11 protein-coding genes are annotated in these 12,936 nt (G+C 39.1%); 2 read left to right on the plus strand and 9 right to left on the minus strand.

Going from position 1 to position 12,936, the window contains the following annotated elements:
• Positions 1-19 precede the first annotated feature (19 nt).
• The 7 genes from BS1321_RS02390 to BS1321_RS02420 form a co-directional block, all read right to left on the minus strand.
• Positions 20-1,993, minus strand: coding sequence for a transporter substrate-binding domain-containing protein (locus BS1321_RS02390; protein WP_063235480.1), 1,974 nt, complete (start codon positions 1,991-1,993; stop codon positions 20-22).
• Between the two features lie 314 nt (positions 1,994-2,307).
• The gene (gene menC, locus BS1321_RS02395; protein ID WP_063235479.1) at positions 2,308-3,423 is read right to left on the minus strand and encodes an o-succinylbenzoate synthase; all 1,116 of its coding nucleotides are present in this window, start codon (positions 3,421-3,423) and stop codon (positions 2,308-2,310) included.
• Positions 3,424-3,536: 113 nt separating this feature from the next.
• Positions 3,537-4,367, minus strand: coding sequence for a GNAT family N-acetyltransferase (locus tag BS1321_RS02400; protein ID WP_063235477.1), 831 nt, complete (start codon positions 4,365-4,367; stop codon positions 3,537-3,539).
• A 154-nt stretch (positions 4,368-4,521) separates the two neighbouring features.
• Positions 4,522-6,021 (minus strand): amino acid permease, encoded by a 1,500-nt coding sequence (locus BS1321_RS02405; RefSeq protein ID WP_081113054.1) that lies wholly within the window; start codon positions 6,019-6,021, stop codon positions 4,522-4,524.
• A 20-nt stretch (positions 6,022-6,041) separates the two neighbouring features.
• Positions 6,042-7,172, minus strand: a complete 1,131-nt coding sequence (locus BS1321_RS02410) for an amidohydrolase (protein WP_063235475.1) — start codon at positions 7,170-7,172, stop codon at positions 6,042-6,044.
• A gap of 46 nt (positions 7,173-7,218) precedes the next feature.
• Positions 7,219-8,073, minus strand: a complete 855-nt coding sequence (locus BS1321_RS02415; RefSeq protein ID WP_063235474.1) for a MurR/RpiR family transcriptional regulator — start codon at positions 8,071-8,073, stop codon at positions 7,219-7,221.
• 180 nt (positions 8,074-8,253) lie between these two features.
• A complete protein-coding gene (locus BS1321_RS02420) occupies positions 8,254-8,412 on the minus strand; it encodes a hypothetical protein (RefSeq protein WP_155726518.1) in 159 nt (52 codons plus the stop codon).
• Between the two features lie 417 nt (positions 8,413-8,829).
• On the opposite strand from BS1321_RS02420, the gene BS1321_RS02425 reads away from it, so the two are divergent.
• Positions 8,830-9,246, plus strand: a complete 417-nt coding sequence (locus tag BS1321_RS02425) for a PaaI family thioesterase (RefSeq protein ID WP_063235471.1) — start codon at positions 8,830-8,832, stop codon at positions 9,244-9,246.
• Between the two features lie 172 nt (positions 9,247-9,418).
• Here BS1321_RS02425 and BS1321_RS02430 read toward each other — a convergent pair whose 3' ends face one another.
• On the minus strand, positions 9,419-9,991 hold the full coding sequence (locus BS1321_RS02430; RefSeq protein ID WP_063235470.1) for a hypothetical protein: 573 nt from the start codon (positions 9,989-9,991) through the stop codon (positions 9,419-9,421).
• Positions 9,992-10,470: 479 nt separating this feature from the next.
• Between BS1321_RS02430 and BS1321_RS02435 the strand changes: the two genes are divergently transcribed.
• Complete coding sequence (locus BS1321_RS02435; protein WP_063235468.1) at positions 10,471-11,223, plus strand: hypothetical protein; 753 nt, start codon at positions 10,471-10,473, stop codon at positions 11,221-11,223.
• 109 nt (positions 11,224-11,332) lie between these two features.
• Here the strand turns inward: BS1321_RS02435 and BS1321_RS02440 are convergent, their stop codons facing one another.
• Positions 11,333-12,931 (minus strand): long-chain-fatty-acid--CoA ligase, encoded by a 1,599-nt coding sequence (locus BS1321_RS02440; protein WP_063235467.1) that lies wholly within the window; start codon positions 12,929-12,931, stop codon positions 11,333-11,335.
• Positions 12,932-12,936: the final 5 nt, after the last annotated feature.

A 12,936-nucleotide genomic window follows, 5' to 3' on the forward strand; every position in this document is an offset into this window, starting at 1 on the left:
CGTCTTCACCCTTTCTGTTTTAATGCTGTAAACAAATGGTCACTACTGTTCCCTTTCCTTCTTCACTTCTTGTCTCAATAGTACCATCGTTTTCTTTGACAAGCTGATACGAAATAGAAAGACCAAGCCCGACCCCGTTTGGTTTCCTGGTGTAAAACGGCTCAAAAATCTTATCAATGTCTTCTTCCGAAATGCCGATTCCTTCATCCTCGATTTCAACGACAGTGAACATGTCCCGATAATATGCCCGGAAAATAAGGTTTCCCTCTATATTGGACGCCTGAATGGCATTAAGAATGACATTCACCAGTACTTGTTTGATCTGCTGTCTATCTGCAGTCGTCTGAATGTCTCCAGCGAACTCATGAACAATACGCAGGTTTTTTTCTTGGATTTTCGGCTTAAGCAATAGCTCAATCCCTTCCATGGTCTCATTCAGCGAAAATGTGACAGGCTCTGACTTTTTAGGGCGAGCATAATCGAGCAAATCGTTAATCAATGTATTAAGTCGGGTAATTTCACTAGTAACCTGTTCGGAAAAGAACGTACGGAAATCTGCGCTTGCAAATTTTTTCGGCAGCAATTGCGTATAGGTAAGGATCGACGTTAACGGATTTCTTATCTCATGAGCGATACCCGCCACGAGTTGTCCCAATGAACGCAATCGGTCATCCTGAGCCACTTTTCTCTCCAGCTGTTTTTGTTCAGTAATATCGAAAAAATTCAACACCGCACCTACACTTTCTCCCCCCATAGTCTGAATTGGATACACGCTGTAAGTAATATGCCTTTTTTTGCTCGCATACTGAGACCACACCGTTTCCTTTTGTAAGAAAACTCTCTTTTTCTCTAACGCAGCCTTAATCTCCTTTTCTGGGATGAAACAGGCAATGGGCAGATCCTGAAAAGGTTTTCTTACAACATTACCGTCCAACTCCAAATATTCCATGGCCCTAACATTAATCATTGATACAAGACCTTGTTGATTCAGTGTTATTAGCGAACTGTAGGCACTGTTTAATACTTGCTGCTGAAAGTGAATGTTTTCCTCAAGTAGCAGCATCTTCTCTTCCAAGTCTTTATTCACGTGCTCAATTTGCTCGGTTCGCTTAGCTACTTCTCGTTTAAGGCTGAGATTCCACCATAAGATGAGAGAAATTACAATGAAGGTAAGAAAAAGACCAATTTCCAAATACAACAGCGTTTTGCGTAGTCGTTGAGTATTCGGCAGGATATATTCCCCGAACCACTTTTTCTCTATCTTGTCATACGTTCCATCTTTCTTGATTTGAGAAATTCCCTGATTGAAAAGTGTCAGCAACTCTTTGTTTTTCGGCATCACAGCTACAGCATAATTTGTGGTGTCAAGTGACTCACCGACAATCTTAATGTGTGATTGCTGCTCATTTTTCTGTAAGAAATATTGACCCGTAATCCGATTTCCAATGAAAGCATCCACTTTTCCGTCGATCAACGACTGAACGGCTTCTTGTTGATTATTAGTTTCCACCAATTGCAAACGATCGACTTTGCTTAATAGACCGCTGGCAACATCACCTTTTTGTACGGCTACTTTCCGGCCTTTAAGATCTTCGATTTTTCGGATATACATGTTATCTTTCAACACAAAAATCCCTTGTGAACTTGTGAAATACGGAGCAGAAAAATCATAAATCTCTTCACGTTCCTGATTGTACTTCATGCCTTGAATCGCATCCACTCTTCCCGACCGCATAGCTTGTACTGCCTCATTCCACGGCATAGGATAGTATTCGAACCTAATGCCTGTCTCGATAGAAATGGCGTTCATTATATCCACATTAAAACCGGTATAAACGCCCGAATCGCTCAAGTATTCGAAAGGCGGAAAGTTATTATCCCCTGCAACCCTTATCACTTTTGGGGCTTCCGAATGCACTGCTAAAGGAAAGAAACAGCCAAAAAAGAAAAGGAAGACGGTTATAATGGCACAGATAATATGTAAATTTCGCATCGCCTCACCCCTTTTATCTATACATACAGTTTTGTATCATAAATGTGTATATATACAATGTACAGAGACTCTATTATGATAACTTTTTAAAGTATATAAGAAAAGCTAAGGTGCATTGCATCTAATAAAGCTTGCAAATCACTTCATACGAAGCTTGGATAATGGAGATTCAAAATATAGCAGAATGTCCAATTACAATATTGAGTGGCAAATGGTTTGTAAATAAAAAAGGCATGCCCCCTTCTTGGGGACCATGCCTTTATGTAAGGAAAATAGATGATGTTGGTAGGAACCCTAGTCGTTTCTTTCAACTTCTAACTTAAATTAAATATTTGACTGTGTATAGTATACTTATCGATTTTTTCCATGCTTGGTTCATAGCCAATTCCGGGCAATTCTGGAACCATGATTATTCCGTTTTCCACTGTAACTTCAGGGTCAATAATATCTTCTGCCCAGTATAAGGAGGAAGCTGCGGTATCTCCAGGAAGAGTAAAGTTTGGCAGTGAAGTGATTGCAATATTATGCGCTCTTCCAATGCCTGATTCCAGCATACCCCCACACCATAGCGGAATTTCATGTTCAAGACATAAATCATGGATTTTCTTGGATTCAGTCAAACCTCCAACGCGGCCAATCTTTATATTAATAATTTTACAGCTGCCTAATTTAATTGCTTTCCTTGCATCCTCTAATGAGTGAATGCTTTCATCCAGACAAATAGGTGTTTTTAATCTTGACTGTAAATCTGCATGGTCAATGATATCATTATAGGCAAGCGGTTGTTCAATCATCATTAAATTAAAATCATCCAAGGCGGATAGCCGGTCTATATCTTGCAATGTATAAGCTGAATTTGCATCTGCCATTAGCGGGATTTCAGGATATACTTTTCGAACCTTGTCTATTAATTCAACATCCCAGCCCGGTTTGATTTTAAGTTTAAAACGTTTATAGCCTTCACGTAGACAAGCTTCAATCATATCTAGAGTTGAATCGATCGAGTCCTTTATTCCGATGCTTACCCCCACTTCAATTTTCTTTTTTGTTCCACCTAACACACTCGAGAGAGAAGCATTTTGCTTTTTCGCATACAAGTCCCATACAGCACCCTCTAAAGCGGCTTTTGCCATATAATTGCCGCGAATATGGGTGAAATATTTTTCAGAGAGTTCATCCGGATGTTTGATTTCATTTTTTAGAATAATTGGAATTAGATAATCCTCAAGTATATGCCAGTTTGTTTTTAAGGTCTCTTCATTATACAGAGGGTCGAGCATCGCAACCGATTCAGCCCAACCGGAAATGCCATCATCGCTTTTGGCTTCTACAAGGATAAAATCCCTATCGTATTCCGTCCCAAAGCTAGTTGTAAAAGGTTCAAGCAAGTCCAGCTTAAGATGTCTTAGAATAACTTGTTTAATTTTCACTTGGAAATTCTCCTTTTGTGATAAAACTGTTAAAAGACACAGTCTTACCTATTTTTTTAAAATAGGCTGACAGCAGCCTGAAATTACTAAACATTATATTAATCCTTACTAGTTCATTTCCTTGTTAGCATATAAAATTGAACGGGAATTTCGGTCATGGAATTCTTTATAAAATCTGTTACCTGCCATCCTTGCTGAAATAAATCGGTAAAAATGTCCCTGGTTTTCATTCGCCATTCATTGGCCGCTTGAATATTTGTGACTCTTATTGTTCGGAAGTCCTTTGGAATGGCCACAAAAGCTGTATCACATTCTTGTTCAGGCAGCGGAAGAGTGAAAGTAGGAACAGGCACTCCCTTTTCAATGGTATCCCATTGAATAAGCGAGTTTTCTATCACAAAGTCCAGCGATATTCCCCGTCCACTAGAATCCGTTGTATCTTTTTTACCAATATGCCATTCGACAAGGAAGCGGTCAGAAGGAATTCCACTGTTTAATAGATCATCCATTTCACCATAGCAGTTTGCGATATATGTGGCACATACCCCACCAAGCTTGGCTATATTTAAGTACCCATTAATACTTTCTAATGGATCGTATGTCCAAGTAATAAGGGAATAGCCGAGCTTTATCGCTTCCTCACGTTGTGCTAACTTTAACTTCTCCCCTATACCTTTGTTGCGAAATTGCTCATCTATTCCTAGTATATGTGAACAAAGGTAGGCTGATTGCCCATTGAATCCCGGAAAGCTGTATTGAAATCCAATCAGCTTCCCTTCACAATAAGCTCCTATAACCAAACCACCGTTTTTCACTGCTGTTATGGTTTGGTGTGAGGGGATTGAGTCGGTTTCTCCCCAAATACTGGACTCTAGCTTTCTTACGTCCTCTAACTCTTCAATTCTATGAAGAGAACGAATTACAATTTCCTGTGTTTTCGTCATGGTCAACCTCCTAAAGCACAAGCGCCTTGATCACCCAACATAAGATGGACAAGTTTGTTCCTCAGCTGACGGCTTTCCGTGGCTAGGCACTGGAGCTAAAATTTAAATGGTTTTTCTTAAAATGAAATAATTTCCTACTTTTTTTACAAAGAGATTATTCCACTTTACTGAAATCAGCCTCTTGCAATGGAATCATTTTTGTTCTCTTTACGATTTTATAACCTAGAAATGCCAGGAAAAATAAAGGAAGCCCGATATAAGAAATTAAAATTCCATACCAATCAATCTCAGGGCCGAAAAAAGCAGAGTAATTTTGTCCCAGGATAGCCGTAACACATAAAAATGTTGCTAATATCGGACCGAATGGATACCATTTTGATACATAAGGTAAATCTTTCAAATCTCTTCCTTGTGCAATGAACGCCTTCCGGAAACGATAATGTGTAATCGAAATTCCTAACCAGGATATAAATCCGGATAAACCTGCAGCATTTAATAACCAAGTATAAATAGTGCCTTCACCGAAAAGAGAGGTAAGAAAAGCTGCCATCCCAACGATGGTAGAAAAGTACACAGCGTTCACTGGAATGCCGCCTGAATTCACTTTTTTTAGAAACGAAGGGGCTTTTCCTTCTTTAGCCAGCACCCAAAGGACCCTAGAAGCTCCGTACATTGCGGAATTGCCCGCAGAAAGAACAGAAGTAAGAATTACCACATTCATAACGGAGGCAGCGATAGCAAGCCCTGCGTTTTGAAAAACTAGAGTGAAGGGACTTACCGCAATATCTTCAATATCCGAGCTTAACAAACGCGGATCATTATAATTGATTAAAAATCCAATCACGATTATCGCCAATACATAAAACAAGAGCAGTCTCCAGAAGATTTGCTTAATAGCCTTTGGTATATTTTTTCTTGGGTTTTCACTCTCGCCGGCCGCAATTCCTACTAACTCTGTGCCTTGAAAGGCAAACCCAACCACCATAAAGACGCTTATAACGGATAAAAAGCCTCCTTTAAACGGTGCCTCTCCTTTGGTGATATTTTCAAAACCTACGGCATCCCCTCCCATGATTCCTACAATCATTAATAACCCTACTGCTATAAAAATGATAATCGTCAAAACCTTTATAATGGCAAACCAGAATTCAGATTCTCCATATCCTTTTACCGATAAAATATTCAGGCCAAATATGATTGCAAGAAATAATGCGCTCCAAATGATGCCCGGAACAGAAGGCAGCCAATATTTCATAATCAGGGAGGAAGCTGCTAATTCAAGAGCGACTACGATTGCATTGTTATACCAATAGTTCCATCCGATCGCAAATCCTAATGCCGGGTCGACAAACCTTGATGTATAGGTACTGAAAGAGCCTGTAATAGGAATGAGGGCAGCCATTTCGGCTAAACTTGTCATCAGAAAAAAAACCATGATTCCGGCAATTATATAGGCAGCTACAGCCCCTCCAGGACCCGCAGTATGAATAATGGAACCGCTTGCTAAAAATAGTCCCGTTCCAATGGTTCCGCCGATTGCAATCATGGAAAGATGCCTTGGTTTCAGCTTGCGCTCCAGTTGTTTTTCATCAGTGGCCGCTTGGCCACCAGTTTGTGATGTTTGTGCGGTATTTTCCATAAAACACCCCTTCATTAATTTTTAAAGTGAAAAATTTATTCTCCTGCCGCCATAATTACTGTGTTAATTAAAATTTTCGTTCCATAAATAAGTGCTTCTAGATTAAATTTCATATCCGGATGGTGCAGACCAGGCGTTAAATCGCAGCCTAATCCTATCATGGTTGCTTTTATATCAGGATTTTGGGCTGTATAAAAATGAAAATCCTCTCCTCCTTGAGAAACACAGACTGGAACAACATTTTCCGTCCCAAGTATATCTCCTATTGCAATTTCAGCCACCTTTATGGCTTTTTCATGCAAGCTCGCCGCTGGGACGAATTCCTCCGCAGACCAGGAGATAGATGTTTCAGTTTGTTCCATTGTCTGGTCAATAGCTTCCAGTGTTAAGCGGTTTAGTTCATTCATAACATCATTTGACTGAGCTCTGGCATCAATTGCAAAGACAGCTGTTTCCGGGATAACGTTTGATGCTTTGTTGTTTGTTTCAAATTGAGTCATTTTGATAGAATAAGGAGTTTCGGTTTCCAGATTAATCTGCTGTAACTTTTGGACAAGCAAAGCTGCTGCGTCGATGACATTTATTCCATCTTGCGGACGGGATGCATGGGCCTGAATACCTTTGATTGTTCCCTTTATTGTTTCGGCAGAGCCATGGACAATGACGGGGGAAGCTTTCATATAAGGAACCTCCGAACTGGGTCTTACATGTACCCCGAATAAATATGTAACATTCTCCAATGCGCCATCATTGATCATTTGAAGAGCGCCTTCTCCTTTTTCTTCCGCAGGCTGAAATATAAATCGGAGAGTGTGTTTAGGCCGGATTCCACTGGAGGCAATGGCCAATGCTGTATATAAAACCATTGTGCTATGTGCGTCGTGTCCACATGAATGATTGGCCTTTACAACACCATCTACTTCCTGAACAAGCGCATCCATATCAGCCCTTAATGCCACAACCTTTTTTGAGATGCCTGGAATCTCGGCAATGATTCCATAATGGCTTTGAAATGTTTTTAGGGTTATTCCCGCTTTCTTAAGACATTTAATTATATAGCTAGACGTCCTTTCCTCCTGCCAGCTTGGCTCAGCCAAAGAATGCAGGTCATGGTAGGACTTTTTCAATGATTCTTGATTCACATCAATATATTGAATCGGGTTCATGATGATGCACCTCCTCCTTTACATGAATTTTAACTTTATTAAAAACTCATTCATTAAACACTTCATAACTTGAATATAGCCTTTCTAATTTTTGCTGATGGGTGTATATCCGTTTTGCGTCTTTTTGATGTATGCCTGCAATAACCAAGTCCAATAAGCTAATAACGGAAGCGATTGAATTGGTTCCGGTTTCTGCGTTTTCTTCAGTTGTCAGTGCAATATCAGAGATGCGGCCAATAGGTGACAGGAGGCGGTCTGTAACTGAAATTAAAGAAACTCCTTGTTCTTTGGCACACTCCGCAACTTTTAATGTTTCATTCGCATATCTTGGAAAGGAAAAAACCACTACTACAGACTTGTTAGTGAGATTACAAAACTTTTCATAGAAGTCACCTGTTGGTGAACATAAACTTACATTTTCCCTTAATGAACTTAGCGTATAGGAGAACCAATAGGCGGCGGCATGGGAAATCCGATGCCCTGCAATTAAAATTTGGTCAGCCTCGATCAGGACATCGACTGCTTTCCATATATCCTGAACGTTCGTATGATCTAATAGATGTCTTAAAATATGAACTTCGTTTTCTATCACTTTGGTAAATGGATCTTGCTTGTCATCAATGCGGAGAACGGAATCATTATTGGATAAGTCTATTTGATTTTGGTGCAGCAGCTGCTTTTGAATCCTGGCCTGCATTCTACTAAATCCTTCAAATCCTAAGGAATAGGAAAACCGAATGACAGTCGTTTCACTAACCTCCGCTTCCCTACCAATTTGAAAAGCCGTTTTAAAGGCGGCTTCATCCAAATTTTCAATCAGGTAAGCGGCAACTTTTTTTTGACCTGCCGATAGATGGTCAAATTTTTCCTTTACTAATAATTTAAAAGGAAGATGTTCCAAAATATAACCCCTTTCCGATGAATCAAATACTTCTTTTTAATAAAATGAAGAAGGTAATACTTCTTTGTTTTATACACTATCACAATTTAATTAGAAATAGAAGAAGGTTTTTGATTTTTTTGATAATTGTTAATTTCAAATTTCTGAAAAAAATCACCATTTAGATAATAAGCAAAAAAACTATAAGATGGTAAGCAAATCCGAAGCTAAAAAAACATTACAGTTGATTTCAGAAATCCGCTCCCTTTCCGCCGACATTCTGCCAAGCCTCCTCGCCGCAAGCGTCTGTGGGGTCTCGGCTAGCCAGTTATTCGGCAGGAGTGTCATAAATTTCTTCAATCCAATGAAGGTTTCATCCATATAAAAAAGTAAAAAAACATAAATGATAACCAAGTTTTCTTTTAAAATCATAGAGCATTCGGAAGTTTGCCTACAATTTTTTTCTATAAAACATTCCAGTTGATTGTAACGGAAGGTACGAGACTCCTGCGGGAAAAGCGCGTCTAGGGGAGACCCCGCAGGCGCAAGACGAGGAGGCTCCCAGGACCGCCCGCGGAAAGCGAGTGCCTGGAGTGGAAATCAACGTTCTAATTTTACAAACCCTCAAAAAAAACATTCCAGTTGATTTCAAAAATCTGCTCCCTTCTTCATTGTTTAATTACTTTATTTGTAAAGTTAACAACTTCATTGACATTTAATATCTAGATATATGTTAGAATATTCTGTAGTTTCAACTTATTCAAGGGGGACAATTTAATGGGGGAATTATTTAAAGGAAACGAACTTATACAAGTTTTAACAGAGGGAAAACAGCCTCCGAATTGTGATTTAACGTTACAGATTGAAGCAAATTATGCCCAGGATGGAATTGCGAGGGGACTATGGAAAGTAGATGAAAAATTTATAAACGGAAATGGTGTAGCAATGGGTGGGTTTGTCACTTCTGCAGCAGATATTATAATGGCTTATGCGATATCATCTAAATTAAGTATCGGACAATCCTTCGCATCCATTGATTTACATACTACCTTTCATCGACCAGTAAAATTAGGAGACGTACAGGTTGAAGCAAAAGTAGACCGAATCGGAAAAAAAACTGCTTATGTACTCGCAGATTTATACCAAGATGATAAAAAAGTGGCAAGCGTTGTGTCATCAGTTATGGTCCTTTAAACCAGATAAAAAAGCATGTTGCACAAAAAAGCCCTTCGTAACATGCTTTTTTCGTTTAGATAATTCGATAATATCTCTTCACCAGTTGCAATTAGATAAACTTATTTCTAGGAATTAAAGAACTCTGAAGAACGGCTCACAAGATATATATTTTCTTTGGAAAGACCCATCATCAAACTAACCATCGCAGCACAGGGCTTTTGAGATCCAGAGTGAATAGACCGTAATCAATGACGACCATTTCATCATTCTCGTTATATCCGACATTTTCTAAACGCAAATCTATTGGTATAATACCGTACCTCAGGAATTTTAATTCCAACTTGATCAGTTTCGTATATTCCTTGATTGCAAACGGCACTTTCGTGTCAACCTTCTTCATGATAATCCAGCCCGTCCCATACTCCTTAACCGGACAAAAATACTCTTTGACTTCCTTATTACAGTTATTATATATATAGGCTTCATTTGCATTACTTATTAATCCTACTTCTGAAAATGCAACTTTTAATATATAGCCATTATTTAAATCATAGACGACTCGGTTAAATCCATGCCCAAGGATTTTATACTTGAACTTTAGCGTTTTTCTGGCAGTAGACATTTTTTGTCCAGCGGTTTTATAAAATTGGAATTTCCCCATTTGAGATATCCAGGACTCAATGGCTTTTATCTCTTGCCGGGACAGCATTGTACTTTTATTCGGCTGATGTATCCTTTCCTTATCATTGGTAATTGACCACATTCCCTAAACGTCTCCTTTTTTTAAAAATTTGTTACTAGAGAGATGGTTTCTAGGGATGAAAAAACAAGCACATAGAAGATCCATAATAAAGAAAAGATTTTTGCAGCAGTTTTTCATGAACGGCAAGAATTTTCATAAGTAAGGGTATGCTATTTGTCGTTCTTATGCCATATTCATCATCCATGGCTCCATTACAGATCATGTTCTCAGTTTTTCAAGATTTCCCCTTCGTTATATGGTATGACTTTATTATTAAACGGCTTGTACGGTAGCTGATAAATCATTATCATGGACAGGGAACTTCGAATTGTTTGGAGGAACATGGAAATTATTCTAGTAATCAAAAGGGTCAATCTTCAGGTACTCTTCTTTCCTTCATTTTCAAAAAAATGGTATATTATACTTTGACATCAATGGTTTACGACAAGGAGTGATGTAGTATCCGTAAAAGATGGATCATTTCAACAATTGTTGGATTATTGCTTATTTGTTTAAGTGTAATTGCCTTCAATTATTTCGAGAGCGATAAAACTGAAAAAGGGAAAAATGCGGAAGCCAAGGAATCCAAAATTCCTGAGGTGCAGGAATATGGCGGAAACCATCTTGAAAAAGTCGGCGATAAGGTTCGCCAAAAAAATTGGGGAACATTCACATTACTAGAAACGAAGTCTATTAATGAGTCATTTGAATTGGCACCCATGGTCATCACAATCAAGGATATCCGCAGGATTCAATTATCTTCACTCACAGATGAAGTAAAAGAGGAGCTCAAGTCCTATACGGGATTGAGTTTTGATGAGGCCTATTCGATATACTATAAAGAGAATTTATCCATGGAGGAAATCGATCAACAGGCTGCGTTTTCTAAAACGGATATTGATGAAGAGGTTTTTTATCTAGAGATAACTTATTCTGTTGAAAATAAAGATTCGAAGGAACTTCAGTTCTTCAGCATGGAAAATGTTACTTTCAATGATGATCTTACATATGATGTGCCTTCTAAAAATTTCATCCATTTTGGAGATACGTTTATGGGGACAAAAAAAGTAAGTCGATCAGATTACCAACCAGGAGAAACAAGAAAAGGCACAATTGGCTTATTGGTTGATCCCGAGGAAAACTTCGAACGGCTCGATTCCTTTTCATTCACTACCGATGATATAGCGGATGGTGAGTCTCATGAATTATTGGTGGATGGGACTTCATTTGAAATTCCCCTAAAAGGAAAGTAGTTTTATAGTCTATAAAGATATGATAGAAAACCCTAAATAAGGGGAACCTCGAAAAAAGGTTTCACTTTTTTAGGGTTTCATATGAGCTCCCTAACGATAACTGATATGCTTATCTCTCCCCGGCAGTAGTGCTCTGCGTTCCTTCCTCCATTAATATTCTACGCAATATTTTCCCAACAGCTGATTTTGGCAGTTGTTCCCTGAACTCAAAACTTCGCGGCACTTTATATCTGGCCAGTCGTTGCACGCAAAACTCCCTGATTTCCTGCTCCGAGACTGACTTTCCTTTCTTTAAAACTATGGCCGCTTTTACCGTTTCCCCACGGTATGAATCCGGAACTCCATATACACATGTCTCTTTTACGGCTGGATGCTGATAAATAATATCTTCGACTTCGATTGGATAAACATTATAACCGCTTGCAATAATCATATCTTTCTTCCTGCCTACGATATAAAAATATCCGTTTTCATCCATCGTCGCGATATCCCCAGTGTAAAGCCATCCATCCCGCAAAGCCGTTGCCGTTTCCTCTGGATTTTTCCAATACCCCTTCATTACTTGCGGACCTTTAATGATCAGTTCGCCAATTTCCCCTGCTGGCAATTCATCAATGCCTGTTTTCAAATCGACGATTTTAGCATCGGTATTAGGGTAAGGAATTCCGATACTTCCTGTTTTTTTCTGACCTATAACTGGATTGCGGTGGGTAGTGGGTGAAGTTTCCGACATTCCAAATCCTTCTAATATTGTAACCCGTAATTTTCTTTCGAACTGATGAATGATTTCTATCGGGAGCGGCGCTGAACCACAGCTGCAGTACTTAAAGCAACTTAAATCGTCCGCCGTTAAATCCGGGTGATTCAGTAAAGCAATATACATGGTCGGGACACCAGGAAAAATAGTTGGCCGATGTTTTCGAATCAAATCTACCACCTTGTTTATTTCAAATTTCTCTATTGTGATATAAGTTGATCCGGCATAAATAGCGCTATTCAATCTTCCATTACCAAACACATGGAATAATGGGGTCAATCCAAGCATCCGTTCGCCAGGCCTTTGGAGTTTAAGGGCATTTGCCGTGAAGGCAAAGTCTTGATATACATTCGAGATCAAATTAAAATGCGTGAGCATGACCCCTTTTGATTTCCCTGTAGTCCCCCCTGTATATTGAAGTACAGCCACAGATTCCTTGGGATCGATAGCCAGAGCAGGAAGTTCCATATATTTCCTTGATAAATCCGTTCCAGTTTCCATTAATTGTTCGGCAGATATGAACGTTAACCTTTCAGAGAAACTTGTTAGCACTAATTTTTCCCGATGTTCCTCACGTCCAATGAACCAATCGGCTTCTGAATCCCGTAATATATAATCCAATTCACTCGACTGATACAGTGGGTTCACTTGAACAACCACACCTCCCAAACGATGAATAGCATAATAGGCAATGATATATTCTAGACAATTTGGCAGCATGATTGCTATACGATCGTCTTTTTGAAATCCACGGTTGTATAAATACACAGCAAAACGATCTGAGGCACTCTTCAATTCCATATATGTCATTTCCCTCTCCCCATCTATTACAGCTTTGCAGGTTGGGTAATGTCGGGCTGAACGTTCCAGGAGCCCATATAATGACAATAATGGAATGTCAATTTCAGCAGGAGTTTCTTTCGGATAAAATCCATGCCAATTTCTAGTCAATTTTT

The organism is Peribacillus simplex NBRC 15720 = DSM 1321, from assembly GCF_002243645.1.
GTDB lineage: Bacteria > Bacillota > Bacilli > Bacillales > DSM-1321 > Peribacillus > Peribacillus simplex.

What these genes read in the sequence shown, in the direction of transcription:
- BS1321_RS02390 (WP_063235480.1), bottom strand. Translation starts at nt 1,993, where the DNA reads ATGCGAAATTTACATATTATCTGTGCCATTATAACCGTCTTCCTTTTC.
- BS1321_RS02400 (WP_063235477.1), bottom strand. Translation starts at nt 4,367, where the DNA reads ATGACGAAAACACAGGAAATTGTAATTCGTTCTCTTCATAGAATTGAA.
- BS1321_RS02405 (WP_081113054.1), bottom strand. Translation starts at nt 6,021, where the DNA reads ATGAAGGGGTGTTTTATGGAAAATACCGCACAAACATCACAAACTGGT.
- BS1321_RS02410 (WP_063235475.1), bottom strand. Translation starts at nt 7,172, where the DNA reads ATGAACCCGATTCAATATATTGATGTGAATCAAGAATCATTGAAAAAG.
- BS1321_RS02425 (WP_063235471.1), top strand. Translation starts at nt 8,830, where the DNA reads ATGGGGGAATTATTTAAAGGAAACGAACTTATACAAGTTTTAACAGAG.
- BS1321_RS02430 (WP_063235470.1), bottom strand. Translation starts at nt 9,991, where the DNA reads ATGTGGTCAATTACCAATGATAAGGAAAGGATACATCAGCCGAATAAA.